Annotated in this window: 8 protein-coding genes; all 8 read left to right on the forward strand. The window is 64.0% G+C overall.

Going from position 1 to position 22,410, the window contains the following annotated elements; all coding sequences use genetic code 11:
* Positions 1 to 954 carry a type II secretion system minor pseudopilin GspK gene (gene gspK, locus LCH64_RS00475; RefSeq protein ID WP_226499151.1) on the forward strand — a complete coding sequence of 318 codons (954 nt, stop codon included), beginning with the start codon at positions 1 to 3 and terminating at the stop codon, positions 952 to 954.
* Positions 951 to 2,135, forward strand: a complete 1,185-nt coding sequence (gspL, locus tag LCH64_RS00480; protein WP_226499152.1) for a type II secretion system protein GspL — start codon at positions 951 to 953, stop codon at positions 2,133 to 2,135. Before gspK ends, gspL begins: the two co-directional genes overlap by 4 nt.
* Positions 2,128 to 2,676, forward strand: coding sequence for a type II secretion system protein GspM (gspM, locus tag LCH64_RS00485; protein WP_226499153.1), 549 nt, complete (start codon positions 2,128 to 2,130; stop codon positions 2,674 to 2,676). Before gspL ends, gspM begins: the two co-directional genes overlap by 8 nt.
* Entirely contained in the window at positions 2,673 to 5,051 is a 2,379-nt protein-coding gene (gene gspD, locus LCH64_RS00490) for a type II secretion system secretin GspD (protein WP_226499154.1), read from the forward strand. Before gspM ends, gspD begins: the two co-directional genes overlap by 4 nt.
* A 435-nt stretch (positions 5,052 to 5,486) precedes the next feature.
* Complete coding sequence (gene gspE / locus LCH64_RS00495) at positions 5,487 to 6,893, forward strand: type II secretion system ATPase GspE (RefSeq protein ID WP_103486397.1); 1,407 nt, start codon at positions 5,487 to 5,489, stop codon at positions 6,891 to 6,893.
* Complete coding sequence (gspF, locus tag LCH64_RS00500; RefSeq protein WP_226499155.1) at positions 6,893 to 8,104, forward strand: type II secretion system inner membrane protein GspF; 1,212 nt, start codon at positions 6,893 to 6,895, stop codon at positions 8,102 to 8,104. Before gspE ends, gspF begins: the two co-directional genes overlap by 1 nt.
* A 471-nt stretch (positions 8,105 to 8,575) precedes the next feature.
* A complete protein-coding gene (locus tag LCH64_RS00505; protein ID WP_226499156.1) occupies positions 8,576 to 9,685 on the forward strand; it encodes a substrate-binding domain-containing protein in 1,110 nt (369 codons plus the stop codon).
* 212 nt (positions 9,686 to 9,897) lie between these two features.
* Complete coding sequence (locus LCH64_RS00510) at positions 9,898 to 22,404, forward strand: filamentous hemagglutinin family protein (RefSeq protein WP_226499157.1); 12,507 nt, start codon at positions 9,898 to 9,900, stop codon at positions 22,402 to 22,404.
* Positions 22,405 to 22,410 lie beyond the last annotated feature (6 nt).

A 22,410-nucleotide genomic window follows, 5' to 3' on the forward strand; every position in this document is an offset into this window, starting at 1 on the left:
ATGAACAGCCAATCGAACCAGCAGGGGATGGCGATCATCAGTGCGCTGTTGATTGCGGCGGTGGTCGCGGTGATTGCGGCGGGGATGTTGACCCGGCAGAGCGTTTCGACTCGTGCGCTGGAGGCGGATCAGCAGCGGGTGCAGGGGCGCTGGGTGTTGCACGGCGGTCTGGAGATCAGCCGGCAATTGCTCTGGGATGCGCGGCAGCGTGATCCGCTGACCCGACTCGATCAGCCGTGGGCGCAGCGTTTGAACGCGCAGGGTTTCGAGGGGCGGCTGGAGGATGAGCAGGGCAAGTTCAATCTGCGCAATCTGGTGGCCAACGAGCGTGTCGATGAGGCGCAGGTGCAGGCGTTTCAGCGGCTGTGCGAGTTGATCGGTATCAGCGCCGGGTTGAGTCAGCGCATCAGTCAGCGGGTGATCGGCTCTTATCCGTACCTGTTGAATCCGCAGATTGCCGAAAACACCGCGAGCAAAAACGGCTTTGACAGTGGCCGCGCCACGTCGCCGAATGCGTCGCGCAAACCGCAGAATCCGAAGTTGCCGATGCTGCGCAGTGTCGAGGATCTGCGCAGCATCGAGGGCGTGAATGACGCGGTCATTGGCAAACTGGCGCCGTACCTGACGGTGATCCCGGCGACCACTTGGCTCAATGGCAATACCGCCACTGCGCCGGTGTTGGCCGCGTATGTGCCGGGGTTGTCGCTGGAGCGGGCGCAGGCGCTGATCAATGAGCGTGACGCCGGGCGCTGGTTCATCAACCGTGGCGATTTCGTCAATCGCTTGCGCATGCCGAACCTGGAGCTGACCAGCGTCAAGGTCGGCATCACCAGCGACTGGTTTCGCCTGCGCGGTGAGGCGCGGCGTGATCAGCGTCGGGTCAGCCTCGATGCGTTGCTGCACCGCAGCGAGGATCGTCTGCCGCAAGTGATCTGGTCGCGGGTGGGCGTATGAGTCAGTTGCGTGTGAGTTTGCCGCCACTGGCGGGGTTGAGTCTCGACAGTGAAATGGACTGCGCGTGGCTAGACCGGCAGGGGCAGGTCATTCGTGAGCAGCGCCAGACTTTTAGCCAACTGGGGCAGTTAGCGAAACAGCCACCGCTCAGCGTTTTTCTGCACCCGGCGGACAGCCTGCTGGCGAGCATCGACTTGCCGCCGTTGCCGGCGAACAAGACCGCCGCAGCCGTGCAATGCGCGGCGCAGGCCCTGATGCTCGGCGACAGCAACGACATGTACATCGCTCACAGTTCGCGGGACGAAGCCGGGCAGGTGCAGATCGCCTGGGCGCCGCGTCAGCGTTTGCTGCACCTGGGGCAACTGCTGAAACAGTCCGGTCTGAATCTGCGCGGCTTGTACCCGGCGGCGTACAGTTTGCCGGTGCTGCCGGGCACGGTGGCTTGTCGGCAGGACGGCCATTTGTTGCTGCGCGAAAGCGTGCAGGTGGCGCGGGTGCAGCCGCTGTTCGACGAGGAGATTGGCGATTGGCTGCTGAGCTGCGGCACGCCGCTGCACTGGATCGGTTCTGCACCGCCGCCGCAAGCGCAATTGCCGATGGCTGAGGCGCAGCGCTGGACAGGGCCGTTGCCCGGTTGGGGCCTGCAGGGTGCGGTGCAACAGCAGCGCAGCGAGCATCGTGGTTGGGGCCGGGCGCTGGGACTTTGCGCATTGGCGGTGGCGGTGTGGGTCATCGGCTTGAACCTGTATGCCGCCCGTGAAGCCAGTCAGGGCCAGCAGCTCAAGGCGCAAATGGCGCAGCGGGTGAAGCAGGCCTTTCCCGAGTTGCCGGTGATCCTCAATCCGCTGCAGCAGGCGCGTCAGCAATTGGCGGCGCGGCAGAAGGGGGCGGCGGAGGATCCGGCGCAGCCGTTCAATCGGCTGGTGTTGCAGGCCGGCAGCGGCATGCCGTTCATGGCCGGCACGGTCGAGCGCCTGACGTTTGTCGACGGCACCTTGCAGTTGAGTTTGTTGGCGGATGCCCGGCGCAGCACCAATGACAAGGACAAGGATTGGCAAGCCGCATTGGCCCAGGTCGGGATCAGTGCGACGGCCGATGATGAAGGCTGGCTGCTGCGACCGAGCGCCGAAGTCACGACCCCCGACGAAAGCGCTGACGACAGCGGAGCAGAAGATGAATAAGGCATCGCTCGCGGTGTATCGCGCCCGTTGGCAGCGTTTCAGTGCGCAACTTCAGGCGCGCTGGCAAGCGCTGGCCCTGCGCGAAAAACGCATGGTCGGCGGCATGGCGGCGCTGCTGCTGGCGCTGTTGGTGTGGGTCGCATTGATTCAGCCGCCACTGAAAAAAATCAGCTATTGGCAAGCCGAAACCCCGAAGTTACGCGCCCAGACCGAAGCCCTCGAAGTGCTGTTGCGCGAGGTCAGCGTGCGTCCGCAGGGGCAAAGCGTCGAGCAGTCTCTTGAGCAGACCCTGCAGGCCAGCGGCCTGGCCGGGCACTACCAATTACAGGCCGGGGAGGCCGGCGCATGGCAGTTGACGTTCGACGCGGCGCCAGCCGATGCGCTGCTCGACTGGCTGTTGAGCACCCCGGCACAGCTTTCTCTGCAAGTGGTCGAGGCCCGTCTGCAACGCGCAGACAACACTTCGACCGAAGTCACCGCCGGCACATTGTCAGGCACCGTTCGCATGGATCAGGCGCTGGGCGCTAAGGAAGCTTCATGAAGGGGTCAGGATCCAAACCGGCGCGCATGGCGTTGCCGATGCTGCTGATGGCGTTGAGCGCGTGCAGCAACACCACCACGCCGCCGAACCAGCCGCCGTTGCTGGTGGACAGCGAACTCGGCCGGCCACTGGCCAACACCCAGCGCAGCGGCGATGCGCTGCTCGATCGTCAACGCGCCCAGGCGCAAGCGGCGCCGCAACCACGGCAGATGCACAACATCACTGAGCGTGCGCGCAGTGGCGCGGCTCCGCGCAGCAGCACGCTGGCGAGCAACCCGTTGGGTGATCAACCGGTGACGCTGAATTTCGTCGACGCCGATATTCAGGCGGTGGTGCGCGCGTTGTCGCGTTCCACCGGCCAGCAGTTTCTGGTCGACCCTCGGGTCAAGGGCAGCCTGACGCTGGTGTCGGAAGGTCAGGTGCCGGCGCGCCAGGCTTACGACATGTTGCTCGCGGCGTTGCGCATGCAGGGCTTCAGCGTGGTCGATGTCGGTGGCGTTGCGCAGGTGGTGCCGGAGGCCGATGCGAAACTGCTCGGCGGCCCGATCTACAGCGCCGACAAACCCGCTGGCAACGGCATGCTCACCCGCACGTTTCGCCTGCAATACGAGAACGCGGTGAACCTGATTCCGGTGCTGCGCCCGATCGTGTCGCCGAACAATCCGATCAATGCCTACCCGGGCAACAACACTATCGTCGTCACTGATTACGCCGAGAACCTGACCCGCGTCGCCCAGTTGATCCAGACCATCGACAGCCCGAGCGCGATCGACACCGACGTGGTGCAGATCCAGAACGGCATCGCCGCTGACATCGCGCCGATGGTCGCGGATCTGCTCGACGCGCCGGGCAACGATCCGACGCAGAAAATCGCGGTGATTGGCGATCCGCGCTCCAACACCATCATCATCCGCGCCGGCAGCCCCGAGCGCACCGAGCTGGCGCGCAATCTGATCTACAAACTCGACAACGCGCAGAGCAATCCGAGCAACCTGCACGTGGTTTATCTACGCAACGCGCAAGCGGCGAAACTGGCGCAGGCGTTGCGCGGGCTGCTCACCGGCGAGAGCGACAGCGGCACCAGCGACAGTGCGCGCTCGGTGCTCAGTGCCATGGGCAGCAACGGCAACAATGGCGGTTCGAGCGCGCAGAGCGGCACGCAAAGCAGTGGCAACACCTCGACCACCTCAAGCACTGGCAATACCGGCGGCAGTTACGCGCAGGGCAGCAGTGCGACCAGCAGCGCCGGCAAACAGGCCAGTGAACAGAACGTTGCGTTCAGCGCCGGCGGGGTGACGATTCAGGCCGACGCCACCACCAACACCTTACTGATTTCCGCGCCGGACCCGTTGTATCGCAATCTGCGCGAGGTCATCGATTTGCTCGACCAGCGTCGTGCGCAAGTGGTGATCGAGAGCCTGATCGTTGAGGTCGGCGAGGACGATGCCAGCGAGTTTGGCGTACAGTGGCAAACCGGTAATCTCGGCGGCAAAGGCGTGATCGGCGGGGCGAACCTCGGTGGGGCAGGGATCAATCTCAACGGCAAGACCAGTCTCGACGTGCTGCCGCAAGGCTTGAACGTCGGCTACGTCAACGGCACGGTCGACATCCCCGGCATCGGCAAGATCCTCGACCTCAAAGTGCTGGCCCGAGCGTTGAAGAGCAAGGGCGGCACCAACGTGCTGTCGACGCCAAACCTGCTGACCCTCGATAACGAAGCGGCGAGCATTTTTGTCGGCCAGACCATTCCGTTTGTCAGCGGCAGCTACGTTACTGGCGGTGGTGGCACCAGCAACAACCCGTTCCAGACCGTGACCCGTGAAGAGGTGGGGTTGAAGCTGAATGTGCGGCCACAGATTTCCGAGGGCGGGACGGTCAAGCTTGATATCTATCAGGAGGTCAGCAGCATCGACGAGCGCGCTTCGGCCAGTGCGGCGTCGGCGGGCATCGTCACCAACAAACGGGCGATCGACACCAGCATCCTGCTCGACGACGGCCAGATCATGGTCCTCGGCGGCTTGCTGCAGGACGGCTACAGCCAGAGCAACGAAGCGGTGCCATGGCTGGGGACGCTGCCGGGGATCGGTGCACTGTTTCGCAACGAACGCCGGGCAATCACCAAGACCAACCTGATGGTGTTCCTGCGCCCGTACATCATCCGCGACAGCGAAGCGGGGCGCAGCATCACCCTCAACCGCTACGACTTCATGCGCCGCGCCCAGGGCGGGCTGCAACCGGAACGCAGCTGGGCAATGCCGGACATGCAGGCGCCGCAGTTGCCGACGGCGGCGCAGGGGGTTCCGAGTTCGGTTCCGGCTTCGGGACCCCGTGCGACCATCAAAGCTGTGCCGATCGAAGGGAGCACACGCTTTTGAATCCCTCCATCAATCTGAAAATTTACTCTGTGGTGAGGGGATTTATCCCCGCTGGGCTGCGCAGCAGACCCAAAGCCTGCTACCCCATTCTTCCAGATTCACCCTGCATGCCGGATTTACGGGGGCTTCGCCCCCGAGCGGGAGCAAGCTCCCTCGCCACAAAAACATGTCCAGACCCTGGAGTTGGGGAGAGCATGAGATGAGTTCGCTTCCCTGCGCTTGGTCCAAGGCCATGAACTCGGTCCGCAAGCTGAAAAACATTCCTGTGGCGAGGGAGCTTGCTCCCGCTGGGCTGCGCAGCAGCCCTAAAACCTGCTACCCCATTCTTCCAGATACACCCTGCATGCCGGATTTACGGGGGCTTCGCCCCCGAGCGGGAGCAAGCTCCCTCGCCACACAAACATGTACAGACCCTGGGGTTGGGGAGGGCATGAGATGAGTGCGCTTCCCTACGCCTGGGCCAAGGCCCAGCGCATTCTGTTGTGCGACGGCGTGCTGACCGTGTGCCCATCGACGCCGGGCTGGTCGATCAGTGAGGTGCGGCGCCAGTTCGGTGAAACCTCGCTCAAGCGCGTGCGCGATGACGAGCTCGACGGCTTGCTCGCCACCGCCTATGCCGACACCGGCAGCGCCGCCGCTGTGGTCGGTGCGGCGGAGAACGAAGTCGATCTCGACCGGCTGATGCAGGACATGCCGGAAATCACCGATCTGCTCGACACTCAGGACGGCGCGCCGGTGATCCGCATGATCAACGCTTTGCTCACGCAGGCCGCGCGGGACGAGGCCAGCGACATTCACATCGAACCGTTCGAAACCCATTCGGTGGTGCGCTACCGGGTCGACGGCACCCTGCGTGATGTGGTCTCGCCGCGCAAGGCGCTGCACGGCGCGCTGGTGTCGCGGATCAAGATCATGGCCCAGCTCGACATCGCCGAAAAACGCTTGCCGCAGGACGGCCGTATCGCGCTGCGTGTGGCTGGGCGGCCGATCGATATTCGCGTGTCGACCGTGCCCACCGGGCATGGCGAACGCGTTGTCATGCGCTTGCTCGACAAGCAGGCGGGGCGCCTGCATCTGGAAACACTGGGCATGGACGCGCAGGTGCTGGCCAAACTCGATCACTTGATCCGCCAGCCCCACGGCATCGTGCTGGTCACCGGCCCCACCGGCAGCGGCAAGACCACCAGCCTGTACGCTGCGCTGGCGCGCCTGGATGCCAGCACCAGCAACATCCTCACCGTCGAAGACCCGGTGGAATACGACCTGCCGGGGATCAGCCAGATTCAGGTCAACGCCAAGATCGACATGACCTTCGCCCTGGCCTTGCGGGCGATTCTGCGCCAGGACCCGGACATCATCATGATCGGCGAAATCCGCGATCTGGAAACCGCACAAATCGCCGTGCAGGCCTCGCTCACCGGGCACCTGGTGCTGGCGACGCTGCACACCAACGACGCGGTGTCGGCGGTCAATCGCTTGATCGACATGGGTGTCGAACCGTTTCTGCTGGCCTCGTCGATGCTTGGTGTGCTGGCCCAGCGTCTGGTGCGACGCCTTTGCAAAGAGTGCAAACAGGAAGATCCGGCTGCGCCGGGAACGTGGCGGCCAGTGGGCTGCCCAGCGTGCAATCACACCGGCTATAGCGGCCGTACCGGCATCCACGAATTGTTCTGCATCGACGACGACATCCGCACCCTGATTCACCAAGGGGCAGGGGAGCAGGCCTTGCGTGCGGCGGCGTCAAAGGCCGGGATGTTCAGCCTGCGCGAGGACGGCGAGCGCTGGATTCGCAGCGGTGCCACCGCCCCTGAAGAAATTCTCCGTGTGACCCGGGACGCCTGATGAATCGCTATCGTTTTGAAGCCGCCGACGCCACTGGCAAGATCGAGTCCGGGCATCTGGAAGCCGACAGTCAGGGCGCCGCGTTTGGCGTGTTGCGCAGCCGTGGGTTGACTGCGTTATCGGTGCACAAGGAGAGCAACGTCGCCCAGCATGGCGGCGGTGGCCTGTTCAGTGCGCGCCTGTCGGATAACGATTTGGCCTGGGCTACGCGGCAACTGGCGAGTCTGCTCGGTGCGAGCCTGCCGCTGGAAGCGGCACTCAGCGCAACGGTGGAGCAGGCCGAGAAAAAACACATCGCCCACACCCTCAGTGCAGTGCGTGCAGACGTGCGCAGCGGCATGCGTCTGGCCGAATCGCTGGCCGCACGGCCACGGGATTTTCCCGAGATCTACCGCGCGCTGATCGCCGCCGGGGAGGAGTCCGGTGATCTGGCGCAGGTGATGGAGCGACTGGCGGATTACATCGAGGAGCGCAATAACCTGCGCGGCAAGATCCTGACTGCGTTTATCTATCCGGGGGTGGTCGGGCTGGTGTCGATCGGCATCGTGATTTTCTTGCTCAGTTACGTGGTACCGCAGGTGGTCAGTGCGTTTTCCCAGGCGCGGCAGGACTTGCCGGGGCTGACGTTGGCGATGCTCACCGCCAGTGATTTCATTCGGGCGTGGGGCTGGTTATGTGCGGCGCTGATCGCGGGCGCTTTCTGGAGCTGGCGCCTGTACCTGCGCAATCCGGCGGCACGTTTGAGTTGGCATCATCGGGTGCTGAAATTGCCGCTGATCGGACGTTTCGTCCTGGGCCTGAACACCGCACGCTTTGCCTCGACGCTGGCGATTCTCGGCGGTGCCGGCGTGCCGTTGTTGCGCGCGCTGGAGGCGGCACGGCAGACGCTGTCCAATGATCGCCTGAGTCTGAGTGTCAGCGACGCCACGGCCAAGGTTCGTGAAGGGGTAAATCTTGCGGCGGCGCTGCGGGTGGAGAATGTGTTTCCGCCGGTATTGATTCACCTGATCGCCAGCGGCGAGAAAACCGGCGCACTGCCGCCGATGCTCGAACGGGCGGCGCAGACTCTGTCCCGCGATATCGAACGGCGGGCAATGGGCATGACCGCGTTGCTCGAGCCGCTGATGATCGTGGTGATGGGCGGGGTGGTGCTGGTGATTGTGATGGCGGTGTTGTTGCCGATCATTGAGATCAACCAGTTGGTCCAGTAGTGGTGTGTCTGAGGGTTTGAGGTTGTCTGGACTGGCCTCTTCGCGAGCAAGCCCGCTCCCACATTTGAAATGCGTTCCCCTGTGGGAGCGGGCTTGCTCGCGAAGAGGCCCATCAGGGCAATAAATTATTCAGATTTTTTCCAGGACTTCAGCATCACCCGACCCTGATTTCCCCCATCCTCGGGTTCTCCTTTCTGTCATCTGCAACCACCCCGCAACGGCTGCAGCCAGTTTCAGCAAAACCCCCGATCCAGACCCCTCGCAATCCCCCACAAACACCCGAGAAAACCACCGGAAAATCAGCCCGCAGCTCCCGAGGTTTTTTCCTTTATCTGTCACCGGAAACTGCGAATTTCTCAGTGCGACTTAACCACGGACCCCGCTTGCGAAGGTCAGCGGTGAGTCTTCCCAGTGTCATGCAAGACCCCTGAAAACCTGTGTTCACAACCATCGTTGAAAAGGAGATTCTTCATGTTCAAGCGCACTCTGATCGCAGCTTCCCTGACCGTCGCCGCGCTGGCTTCCGCTCAAGCCATGGCCGTTACCGGTGGTGGCGCTACTCTGCCAGCCGCTCTGTACAAAGGTTCGGCCGACAGCATCCTGCCTGTCAACTTCAGCTACGCCGCCGTGGGTAGCGGTGCCGGCAAGACTGCCTTCCTGACCAACGTTGCCACTGGCTTCGGCACCACCGGTACTGTGCACTTCGCCGGTAGCGACTCGGTACTCAGCGCTTCGGAAATCAGCACCTACAACACCAACTTCGGCGCTGCCTACGGCCCGCTGATCCAGCTGCCATCGGTTGCCACTTCGGTTGCCATCCCGTACAAAAAATCCGGTCAGACCGCGCTGAACCTGACCAGCGCTCAACTGTGCGACGCTTTCTCGGGCTCCGTCACCACTTGGGGCGGCCTGCTGGGCACTGCTGACACCACCCCGATCCGCATCGTTTATCGCAACGTGTCCAGCGGTACTTCGGAAATCCTCACCCGTCACCTGAACGCGGTCTGCCCAACCAAGTTCACCACCAACTCGACGTTCGTCAACGCCCGTCCAGCCGGTTCCACCCTGCCATCGAACTGGGTTGGCGTCGCCAACACTGCTGACGTGGCACCTGCTGTGGCCGCGGTTGACGGTTCGCTCGGCTATGTCGGTCCGGACGGTGTAGACGCCACCAGCAACGCGCTGGTTGCCCGCGTCAACAACGTTCAGCCAACTTCCGCCAACGTTGCACTGGCACTGTCTTCGGTGACCCCACCTTCGACCGCTGCCCTGGCTGCCGACCCGACTCGCTGGTCGCCAGTGGTGGCTAACCCGGCCATCGGTTACAAACTGGCAGCCTACACCAACTTCATCGTCGGTCAGTGCTACAAGGATGCAGCCGTGGCCAACGACGTGAAGGCTTTCCTGACCACGCACTACAACACCACCACCAACGACCTGGCGGTCAAGAACCACGGTTTCGTGACCGTGCCTGCCGCCTGGAAAACCAAGGTGTACGAAACATTCGTCAGCAACGCTGCCGGCTACAACCTGGACATCAACAACACCAGCGTCTGCAACACCATCGGTCGTCCTTTGTAAGACGTTCGATTCAACCCGCAAGACGAATGGCGGCCCTTCGGGGCTGCCATTTTTTTTGCCCGCACAAGTCGCCTGCGCCCCGCGAATACTCCGCCAACATGAAGTTTGTGTGACATCCGTTCGGTCGCGGGCCGCGCCAACTGCCTATGTCGTAACAGCAGGTTTTTGCAGGCCTGCGGCCTCGTGTGGCAACTCAAAAGGATCTCGTAGTGATGCTCGCTCGCCCATCCCGTCGTCGTAGCAACGCCCAGTCATTCAAGCGTGAACTCGCGGAGCCGGCGCTGTGGTTGCTCAAGCCGTTGGCACACGCCGTGGCGTTGTGTCTGGTGGCGGGCAGTGCGCAGGCGCAGACGGCGTTCAGCCCGGGCTGGTTTGCCGCCAAGGGCGCGGCACAGCAAGCAGCCGCTGCGCGTCCGAGCGTCGGTGGTTTGCCGGGAATGACCCCGCCATTGGCGCAGCAGCAGAAAGCCAGTCAGCAGTTGCAGCGTTCGATCCAGACCCTGAACAACACCGTGGCTGCGATTGCCGCGCAACAGGCAGCCCAGGCCGCCGGACGTGCCACGGCGCTTGGCACTGTGCAAACGGTGCCGGATGGCTTGGGCGAGGGTGGCCTGAAGGTCGATAACAGCCTCACGCAAGGTTGGCAGAACGCCAAAGGCCCGCAACAGACTCAGGCCGACGGCAAGACCACGGTGAAGATCGAGCAGACTGCCGACAAGGCCATCCTCAACTGGGAGACCTTCAACGTCGGGCGTAACACCAGCGTCGAATTCGCCCAGCAGTCGGACTGGGCCGTGCTCAACCGGGTCAACGATCCGAATGCGCGCGCCAGTCAGATTCAAGGTCAGATCAAGGGTGACGGCACGGTGATGCTGATCAACCGGAACGGCATCGTGTTCAGCGGCAGCAGTCAGGTCAACGTGCGCAATCTGGTGGCGGCCGCCGCGAATATCACCGACATCCAGTTCCGTGAACGTGGCCTGTATTTCGACAGCAACGGCACGCAGCCGACGTTCACCGAGGCTGCCGGCAAGGTGCTGGTGGAACGTGGTGCGAGCATCGCCACGCACAAACCGGCGGCGTCCACCGATGCTGGCGGTTATGCCTTGCTGCTCGGCAGCGAAGTGCAGAACGACGGCAGCATCAGCACCGCCAAGGGCCAGACCGTGCTGGCCGCCGGTGATCGCTTCTACATTCGCAAGGGTTCGGGCACCGAAGGCAATGCGCTGTCCACGACCTTCGGCAGCGAAGTCATTCCGGGCTTCAAGGCCGGCGTTGCTGCGGGCAAGGTCAGCAACAACGGCCTGATCCAGTCCGCCACCGGCGACATCACCCTGACCGGCCACGAGGTGGTGCAGAACGGCGTATTGCTCGCCAGCACCTCGGTGGCGACACGCGGCACGATTCATCTGAGCAACCCGAGCACCGACAGCAGCGGCAGCGTCACGCTGGGGCAGGGCAGCGCGACGGCGATCATGCTCGACAGCAGCGACCTGACGGCGCTCGACAGCCAGCATGACGCCGCCCTGACCGGCGTCAGTGCGAACAACCGGATTCGTGGCGACCAGTCGCGCATCGAGATCCAGAGCGGCGGCAGCGTCGAGTTCCAGAACGGCTCGATCACTCTGGCCACCGGCGGCCAGGTCGCTGTCAGCGCACAGCGCCGCAGCCTGGTGCGTGACGGCGCGTTGATTGATGTGTCAGGTGCGGTTGGCGTCAACGTGGCGATGGAAAGCAACAGCATCAAGATCAACGTGCAGGGCAACGAGCAGCGCGATGCGTCGGTCAACCGCGAGAAGGGCGCGCTCAACAGCAACGACATCTGGGTCGATGTGCGTGAGCTGGTGTACGTCCCGGCCGGCACCAACGGCTATGCCACGGATCGCTGGTACACGGCCGGTGGCTTGCTTGAAGTCGGCGGCTATCTCGGCACTCAGGGTCACAGCATCGGCGAGTGGATGGCCCAGGGCGGTACGGTGAGTTTTGCCGGCAATGACGTGGTCACCGAGAAGGGCTCATTGATCAATCTGTCGGGCGGCACACTGGATGTGCAGGGCGGCGAGATTCGCCAGAGCTGGCTGCGCGGCGCCGACGGCAAACTGTACGAAGTCTCCCGTGCCCCGGGGGATCTGCTCTACACCGGACTGTACAAAGGTTATGAAGACAGCAGCGAGCGCTGGGGCCAGACCCGTTATTACTACAGTCCGCTGATCGCGCCGCGCTCGCGTTTCGAATCGGGTTACACCGTGGGACGCGACGCCGGGCAACTGGTGATCTCCACCGCCAACGCCGTACTCGATGGGCAGATGCTCGGCGAGGTGTATCAGGGCGAGCGGCAGAACCAGGCGCCACAAGCGGTACTTGATGGTTATGACCAGAGCCAGAACGCACTGGCGCGTCGTGCGCAACTGATCGTCGGCAGCTATGACCCGGCCTACGTGGCAGCGGCCAGTGGCCTGTTGTACTCGCTCAATCCCCTGCTTGATCAAGTGCAGATTGGCGGCCAGCGTCCAGTCACCGGCACTGACCCGGATCTGACCGGAGCCGTGGCGGACTTGCGCAAGGGCAAGCTGTTTCTTGATAACGATCAGCTCAACGGTTTCCGTCTCGGCGCGCTCAAGGTCGCGGCCCGGGACCAGATCGCTGTCGCTGGCGCGCTGGGTGTCGACAACGGTGGCGACCTCACCCTGTATGCGCCGGATGTGCAGATTGACGCCAACCTGAGTGCGCGCAGCGGCAGCTTGCATCTGGGCAACGTGCTCAACCAGTTCAATGGCACCGAGCGTACCGATACCCGGCTCACGGCGAAAACCGACAAGGTCACGCAAGTGGCGGTGGCCGCAGGCGTACACCTCGATACCCGTGGGGTGTGGAGCAACCTGCGCACCAATCCCGACGCCAGCGCCGGCCTCGGCGCTCTCAACGGTGGTCTGCTGTCGATCCGCAGCAGTGGTGATATCGACATTGCCTCTGACAGCCTGCTCGACGTTTCTTCGGGCGGCGCGCTGCTCGCCAACGGCAAGACCCAGGGCGGCAAGGGCGGCGATCTGACGCTGGAGTCCAGTGCGATTTCCGCACCGGGCCAATCGCATTTGCGCCTGGAGGGTGAACTGCGTGGCTATGGCGTCACGGGTGGCGGCACGCTGACCGTGCAGGCCAACAGGATTCAGATCGGCCAGGCCGACACGTTGCCCGCGACCAACACTCTGCAACTGTCTGCGGACCTGTTCGGCAAGGGTTTCTCGGCTTACAACCTCATTGGCTTGAACGGCCTGGACGTCGCCGAAGGTACTGCGATTGATGTGACGATGCCGGTCTATCGCTATGCGGATTCGGCACCCAATCAGGCCAGCGGCGTCGATCCGCAATCGGCGCTGGAGCTGTGGACGCCGGCGCTGTACCAGGAGGATCCGACCAAGGGCGTCCTGACGCAGCGCGGCGGTGCCAGCCTGACGCTGCAAGGCGGGGCCAGTCTGATCAACCTGATCGATGCGGCCAACAGCCCGCTGAGCATTGGCCGCGGCGCGCGCATCAGTGTCGATCCTGGCCAGAGCATCAAACTGCGCGGGGCCGGGCAGATCACCGTGGACGGCGAGCTCAATGCCTGGGGCGGCACGATCGACATTCGCCAGCAGCAATTGGGCTCGATCAAACCGGCCACCTCCGATCAAAAGGCTGACCCGAACGCACACAACCGTTCGATCTGGATCGGTGAACACGCTGTGCTCGACGTGGCCGGGCGGGCCAGCACCGCCGTCGATGCGTTGGGGCGCCGTTACGGTCAGGTCGGCAAGGGCGGCAGTATCATCCTTGGCGGCGAGATCGACGCGAAACTCGCCACGGCCACGGCGGCCGATGCTTACGTGATCGTGCGCCAAGGCGCGCGTCTGGACGCTTCCGGCAGCGAAGCGCTGCTCGACATCGCCGGTCAAGGCCCGACCCGCGTCGCCACGGACGGCGGGCGCATCAGCCTGAGTTCCTACAACGGCCTGTTCATCGACGGTGATCTGCGGGCAACGGCCGGTGGCGTCGGGGCGGCGGGCGGGCGTCTGGAGATCGCTCTGGAAACGCCGCTGTACGCCGACTCGGCGGATAACAGCGTACGAGCGCTGAGGGAGATGATCATCGGCCAAGGCATGTCTGAAGAGCGGCTCGCGGCGGATCTGCGACCGGGGCAGGGCGCCGCTGGCTTGCGCTATGGACAGGCGCGCTTGAGCGCCGATGGCCTGATGTCTGGCGGCTTCGATAATCTGAGCCTGTTGAGCAACGGCTTGCTGTCATTCGATGGCGACGTCAACTTGCACATGAATCAGAGTCTGAGCCTGTACGCCGGTGCGCTGTCGCTGGCTGAGTCGGCGCAGGACGCTACGCGTGTCGACGTGAGCGCACCGTATCTGCGCTTGTCCGGTGTTGGCAGCTACTACGGCATCGTCGGTGCGATTCGGCCACGCTTGACGAATAACCCGACCACGCAGTTGTCGCAGGCGCAGTTCAACGCCTCGGCCGACTTGCTGGATCTGGGCAATGGCCTGTCGTTCGGTACTCAGGGTTCGATTCTGCAACTCAAGGCGCCGGCCGCTGAATACAGCCGTCGGGCGTTCGGGCAGGTGAGTCTCGACAGCCGTGGCGATCTGCGTTTCCTGGCACCGACCGATGGCGCGCAGAAGTCGCGGTTGTGGACCCCGGGCGACTTGAACCTGAGTGCTGCGCAGATCTATCCCGCCAGTGGTGTTCAGGCCGAGGTGCGCGTCGGTTATCAGGGCGCCGTGCCGGTTTCCCGACACACCTTGCGCATCAGCGGCCACGGCGCGGCACCGGCAGCGATGCCGTATTCGGTGTTTGGCAGGCTGGAACTTTCAGCAGCTTACATCGAGCAGGGCGGCGTGCTTCGTGCGCCGCTCGGCATGATCACCCTGGGCGACGATTTGCTGACGACCACCCGCGAAGTTCGCTTGTTACCCGGCAGTGTGACCTCGGTCAGTGGCGCCGGATTGGTCATGCCTTATGGCGGTACCACCGACGGCATCGACTATCGCTATGACGGCAAGTCTGTGGAGTTGAACGGCATCACTGGCGAGACCGCTGGTGTGTCGATGCGCTCGCAATTGATCGATGTACAGCATGGCGCATTGCTTGATCTGTCGGGTGGCGGTGACCTGCGTGGCGCCGGTTTCGTGTCCGGACGCGGCGGGTCCACCGATGCTCGGTTCAACCCGCTGGTGCGCAACGCCACCGACGGCACGTTCAGCCTGCCGGGGCTGGCGAGCAATCCGGTGTACGCCATCGTGCCGGGCAATCAAAGCATTTACGCACCGATGCTCGCCGAAGGCGGCGCGGTTGATCCGCGTATCGGCCAGCAAATCACTCTCGGTGCCGGTGTCCCGGGGTTGGCCGCTGGCACCTATACGCTGCTGCCTTCGACCTTTGCCCTGTTGCCCGGCGCGTTCCGGGTCGAGGTCAATGGCCAGGCGACGGCGGCAGCACCAGGAGCGGCGTTGGCGCTGCGCAATGGTTCATGGACCAGCAGCGGGCAGCTGTCGATCGCCAACACCGGTTTGCGCGACAGCCTCGCCAGTCAGGTCATCCTGACCTCCGCCGACGTGTTGCGTCGTTACTCGCAATACAACGAAACCAGTTTCACCCAGTTCATTCAGAGCGATGCGGCACGCCGCGGCGTACCACGCGCGCTGGCACCCATGGACGGCAAAACTCTGGACTTGCGTCTGGTGGCCGGTGGCGAGCAGGACATCGCCTTGCAGTTCAACGGGCGCGCGCAATTCAATGCTGCCGAGGGAGGGCTGGTCGGCACGGCGGCGGTGCGCAGTGGTAACGCCCGCACCCGCTTCGAAATCCTCGGGGCCGGTCAGGCGCCGACCCAGGATTTCGACGGCATTTCGCTGTACGCCGACACCCTCAACCAGTTGGGCGCCGCACGCTTGACCCTCGGCGCGTTGCCGACGGTGAACTACAACACCGCCGGCAACATCATCAACTTCACTGGCGACACCAGCGACATCGTGTTGCGTCAGGGGGCCGTCCTTTCGGCACCGGAAGTCTTGTTGCGCACCAACTCCGCGCAGGGCGCGATCACCATCGAAGCCGGTGCCGGCATCAACACGCTGGGGCGCGGCAATGTCGCTTACGACTCGACGGCCGGCTACATCTATCAGCCCGGTGCCGCGAGCCTGTTGGTGATGTCCAACGGCTGGACCAACGTGCTCGCTCCCGAGGCGGGCAGCAATGCTTTCGGCGCTGGCGACATCCGCATCGGCGTCTGCTCGACGGGGCTGTGCAACAGCCCGACCCAGCTCTATTCCAACGGCAGCATTACCGCCGCCACCGACCGACAGTTCGAACTCGGCGAAGCGGTGCGCTTCGGCACGCGTCACCTGGCGCTGGCCGTCGGTGCGGTGAACGCCGGCAGTGCCGAAGCGCTGGCCGCTGCGGGTAACCGGGTGCCGGCCGGGCTGACCTTGAACCAGAACGTGCTGGATCGCCTGATGCGCGGTGATAGCCAATTCGGTGCGCCCGCTCTGGAAACCCTGAGCCTGACCACCCGCGATGCCTTCAATCTGTACGGCAGCGTGACCCTCGACACCCTGGATCCGCAGACCGGACAGAGCAAATTGCAGAATCTGCTGCTCGCCACCCCGGCGATTTACGGGGCGGGCAATGCCAATGATGTGGCGACCATCCGCACCGCCAACCTGATCTGGAACGGCGCGACTCAGGATCCGGGCAGTGTGATCGCTGGTGGCGCCGACACCGGCAGCGGCACGCTGGAGATTCAGGCTCAACGTATCGAACTGGGTTACGGCCCGATGCCGCAACCGAACGGGCTGGATCACAACAGCCGTCTGGCGCTGGGGTTTGCCAACGTCAACCTGACGGCCAGCGAACGCATTACCGCCAACCACAAGGGCAGTCTGGCGGTATATCAGGAACAGGGCGCTTACGATCCGCTCAAGGGCTACCTCTACAACGGCGGCAACCTCAATCTGCGTACGCCGTTGCTTACCGGCGAAGCGGCGTCGGTCAACCTGCTCAAGGCTGGCAACAACCTGACGCTCAGCGGCACTGGCGCCGGCAATTCTGCCGCGGCGGATGCCCTGGGCGCCGAGTTGAATCTGCAAGCCGAGCGCATTGTGCTCGACAGTCGTATCGCGCTGGCCAGCGGCAAACTGGCGGTCACGGCCGAGCACGATCTGACCCTCGCCAGCGGCGCGCAGCTGGACCTTGCCGGGCGCACCTTGCCGTTCAACGATGTCAGCAAGTACAGCTGGGGCGGCGATGTGTCGCTGTTGAGCCATAGTGGCAATATCCGCCAGGCGCCCGGTTCGCGCATCGACCTGTCGGCGAAAAACAATCAGGCCGGCAACCTCAGTGCGGTCGCGTTGGCGAGCGCGGCGGGCATCGTCGACTTGCAGGGTGAAATTCGCGGTGGCAGCAGCGGCTATTACGACGCTGGCGGCACGCTGGTGCCGTACAAGTCCGGTGGCGTGGAGATTCGCGCCCAGCGTCTGGGCGCAGACGCGAGTGAACAGTTCGCCGCCCTCAATCAGCGTCTGAATGCCGGTCAGGTTTTCGGCAGTCGCAGCTTGCAGCTCAAGCAAGGTGATCTGTTTATTGGCGACGGCATGAAGGCGAGCGAGGTCAATGTATCGGTGGACGCCGGCAAGCTGACGGTCGGTGGTCTGATCGATGCCAGTGGCGAGCGTGTCGGCAGCATTCGGCTGTCGGCCAGGGACGGTCTGACCCTGGCCGGCAACAGTGTGCTCGACGCCCATGGCCGCGTGTTGCGCGTCGACAGTTACGGCAAGATCATTGATGCGCCGAACCGCGCGATGGTCGAACTCAACTCCGGTGACGGCGTGTTGACCCTGGCTTCCGGCGCACGCATCGACTTGCGTCATGGTACCGATGCGGTACCGGGGTATCTGGCGGGGCAGCATGACCAGATGCTGCGTGGCACGCTGGAACTGAACGCACCGCGCCTGGGTGTCGGCGACATTGCCATCGATGCCAGCGGCACCCTGACTATTCAGGGCGCGCGTTCGATCGGCCTCAATGGCATGCGACGTTACACCGATGCTCGCGATGGGCTCGATCCGGCGGTCAGCGGTCGGCCTTATCAAGTGATCGATCAGGCCCTGTTCGAGCGTATCGATGGCGACAGCACTACGTTCATCAATGCCGCGCTGGGCAACACCGATCTGCTGCAACGCAAACTGGCGGGGCTGAACAATGCCACTTACGCCGATGCGTTCCATCTGCGTCCCGGGGTCGAGATCGCCAGTAAAACCGCCGATGGCGATCTGGTGGTGGAGGGCGACATCGATCTGTCCCGTTACCGCTATGCCAGCCTCAACCCGCACACGCAGAATGTCGCCGGCGTCTACGGCTCGGGCGAGTCCGGCAGTCTGGTGATTCGCGCCGGCGGTAACCTGGATATCTACGGCAGCCTCAACGACGGCTTCGCGCCGCCACCGGAAACCGCTGACGATGCCGGCTGGAAACTGTTGCCGGGCGTGCAACCGTTCGGTGGCGACCTGATTGTGCCGGGCACCGGCGTGACGCTGGCTGAGGGTACGCAGTTCCCGTCGGGTACCACGCTGAACTACGACTTGCCGATCCAGGCCACCACGCTGGTCAGCGGCACGCTGTTGCCGGTTGAGGTGCAACTGGCCACGCCATATACCTTCAATGCCGGCACCGTGTTGGCGGGCGCCGTGCACGACGCATCGGGCAATCTGTTGTACGCCGCCGGAACGCTGCTCAGCGAAAACCTGACCTTGCCCGCCAACAGCCGTCTGGGCGCCGGCATTCGCTTGAACCGCAATACCGCTTTGCAGGCGATCGACTGGCCAAAAGGTGTACCGCTGCCGGGGGCGTTCGACGTCGATACCGGCAGCAGCAAAAACCTGCTGTTGCGCGGTTCGCTGGCGCTGTTGCGCGGCTCGTTGATTCCGTCCATGACCAACGTGGTTCTGGCTGACGGCGCTGCCTTCGTCGAACTGCGTCCGTTGGCCGGGACACGCCAGGGCGCGAACTGGGCGCTGGCAAGCATGTTGCCGGCGGGCAGCTCGTCGTGGTCGATGCGCGTGGTGGCGGGCGCGGATTTGGGTGCGGCGGATAACCGTGCGGTGCAGCCGCTGACCCGCGAAGGCAACCTGCGTCTGGCGGACACTCATTACGGCGCCAAGGTGACGCAGGGCAATCCGAAACCGGTGTGGTCGGAGACCAATCAGTACGGCTTTCCGGCCTTTGAACCGGTGCCTGAAGAGTATCTGGTGCTGTGCGACATCGACCCGGGAGCCTGTGCCCCGATGGCGCGCTGGACCTGGGCGCCGGGCAATATGTTCGGGTTCCAGGATTACGCGCCGATTCCCGAAGAGTATTTGGCCCTGTGCGACAGTTATCCGGAAGTCTGTGTCGAGAGCAATCCGGCGACCAGTGCGCGAATCCACAGCCAGATGTTCAGTGTGCTGCGCACCGGCACCGGCGATCTGGACCTGTTGGCGGCGGGTAACCTGAGCATGAATTCGCCGTTTGGCGTGTACACCGCCGGTACGCAGTCGAGCGATGTCGATCCACGTTTCAATCAAGTGCGCGGACGCCTGTCGGATGACGGATCAGTGCTGGGCAGCGCTGGTGCTGACTCCGAGAAGTGGGTCAACGGCGGCACCGAAAGCCTTTATCAGGCCTGGTACCCGCAAATGGGCGGCAACCTGACGGTCAGCGCTGGCGGTTCTGTTTCCGGTGACAGCCTGGGGCGTCGGGAGACCGCTACCGGTGGCACTTACCGGGAGCAGCAGTCGAGCGTGGCCGTGGGTAACTGGCTGTGGCGTCAGGGCACCGGCAGCAGCGATGTGCCGACCGCGTGGTGGATCAACTTCGGCAGCTACGCCAGTCAACCGCTGCCGGATGAAGGCGCCGACGCCGCGCCATACCTGGTGGGATTCACCGGTTTCGGCACGCTGGGTGGCGGCAACATCAGTCTGCGCGTCGGTGACGATGGCGGCATGCTCAGACCGCTAGGTGATTCCCGGGTCAATCTGCGCAGTCAGGGGCTGATCGTCGCCGTGGGCAGCACCGGTCGGGTCGGCAGCGATGGCCGTCTGGAGTTGACCGGTGGCGGCGACATGGATATTCGCATCGGCGGCACGCTCAATCCGTCATTGCAGGCCCGGGCGGGTGCGCTGGGTACCAGTCAGCCGAAGCACGACCTGCAAGGCGCCCTGATCAATCTGCGCGGCGCTGCGCAATTGACCGGCAGCGCGGTGGGCGGGATCAACCTGCAATACGGCGCGAACAAGTCAGTTCACGATGCCCGTGAAACCCGCGCGGCCGATCCGTTTACCTCGACCAGCAGCAATGCTTCCGGTGGCCTGGTGCTGATACCCGGTGACTCGGGCATGCGCATCAACACCCGGGGGGATCTGGTGCTGGGGGGCGCGGTGGACCCGGGGCGGGTGCAGTTGCAGAACGCCACGCCGCTGTTCGACAGCGACGGCACGGCCAGCAAGGGCGGGATCCTCAGCGGTTTCTCGCTGTGGACTGCGCACACGGCCATTGATCTGTTCTCGGCCGGGGGCAACCTCACGCCGAGCACGCAATTGGCCGAAACCGATACCAACGGGCCACTCACCGGTCACAACACCTCGCCCACCGACAGCCGTTTCGTCTACCCGTCGATACTGCGTGCGGTGGCCGCACAAGGTTCGATCTATGCCGGGTCGTCGGCCACCTATGGGGTGGGCAATGAAGCGCCGGCGATGGGTTATTCGCTGCTGTTGGCACCTTCGACTGCCGGTCAGCTCGAGTTGCTGGCCGGTGATTCGATTTATGCCGGCGGCTATGCGATCAACCAGTCCGGTGCCAGCCCGTTGGCGATTGCCACACCGTTCGCCCCGGCGTTCAACGGGTTTGCCAGCAACAAGTCGCAAACTCCGTTCATCAGCAACAGCGGCAGCGATGGCGTCGCGGCCGATGCCAACAGGCGTTACCCGCTGTTCGCGTTCGGCAGTAACACCTATTCCGGTCTGAATGACGTGCAGGGGCCTGCGCGCTTCTATGCGTTGACCGGCGATCTGGTCGGCGTGCGCAGCGGCGAGACCCTGCGGGCGAGTGATTCGCTGCGTACCTGGTACGAAGCTGCCGGCCCGGTGTGGATGCTGGCCGGTCGCGACATCGTGGCGTCCGGCACCAACCTGGGCAGTCCGACGACGTCTGCCAAGGACGGGGTCGGCACCACCAAGGACACGATCTACTCCACCGGCAACCTGTTCGTGCATAACGATCCACGGGATGTTTCGAAGGTTTCAGCCGGGCGCGACATTCTGTACAGCAGCTTCGACATCGCCGGCCCCGGCACGCTGGAAGTCAATGCCGGGCGCAATATCCTCATGGAGGATCGCGCCAGTATCACCAGCACCGGGCCGCTGGCGCCAGGTGACAAGCGTGCGGGGGCAAACGTGGTGTTGCAGGCCGGGGTTGGTGTGCAGGGGCCGGATTATTCGCGGTTCATTGCCCGTTATCTGAATCCGCAGAACGTTGCCAATACGGACGTGGCGCTCAGTGCGCAACCGGGCAAAGTGGTCAAGACCTACCTCGACGAGTTGCAGAGCTGGCTCAGCCTCGGCTACGGCTTCAGCGGCAATCAGGAGCAGGCGCAAGCGTTCTTTGTCGCGCTGCCGAGTTCCGCGCAGGCGATCTTCGCGCGGCAGGTGTACTTCGCCGAATTGCGCGCCGGCGGCCTGGAATACAACGACGTCGACGGCCCGCGCAAAGGCAGTTACCTGCGCGGTCGCAACGCCATCGCCGCGCTGTTCCCGACCACCGATGTGGCGGGCAATCCGCTCCGCTACGACGGCGACATCACGCTGTACGGTGGTGCCGGGGTCAAGACCCTGTTCGGCGGCGACATTCAGATACTCACGCCGGGCGGCGGTCAGGTGTTCGGCATCGAAGGCGCAGCACCACCGTCCACGGCGGGGATCATTACGCAGGGTTCGGGCAACATTCAGCTCTACTCGCAGGGCAGTATTCTGTTGGGGCAGAGCCGGATCATGACCACCTTCGGCGGCTCGATCCTGGGCTGGTCGGCAGAGGGCGACATCAACGCCGGTCGCGGCTCGAAAACCACGGTGGTCTACACCCCACCGAAACGCGTGTACGACACCTGGGGCAACGTAACCCTGTCGCCATCGGTGCCGAGCACTGGCGCGGGTATCGCCACACTCAACCCGATCGCTGAAGTGGCACCCGGCGACATCGACCTGATTGCTCCGCTGGGCACCATCGATGCGGGGGAGGCGGGCATCCGCGTCTCGGGCAACGTCAACATCGCCGCGCTGACCGTGGTCAACGCCGCCAACATTTCGGTGCAGGGCAAGGCGACGGGTGTGCCTGTTGTGTCGGCGGTGAACACCGGGGCGATCACCTCGGCAAGCTCCGCTGCCTCTTCAGCGACCCAGGCCGCTGAGGACGTGGCGCGTCAGCAGCAAGCAGCGGCGCGGCAGAGCCAGGCATCGGTGTTCACCGTGCAGGTGCTGAGTTTCGGCAACGAGCAACTGGCGCCGAACCGCGATGGAGCAAGCCGTGCGCCGGCGACCGGATACAACCCGAACAGCCCGGTGCAGGTGTTGGGGGCAGGGGCGCTGGATGAACAGGCGAAACAGCAGTTGACCGAGGAGGAGCGGGGCCAGCTGACGTTGTAAAAGACT

The sequence above is a fragment of the Pseudomonas sp. MWU16-30322 genome, from assembly GCF_020515535.1.
GTDB classification, from domain to species: Bacteria; Pseudomonadota; Gammaproteobacteria; order Pseudomonadales; family Pseudomonadaceae; genus Aquipseudomonas; species Aquipseudomonas fluorescens_H.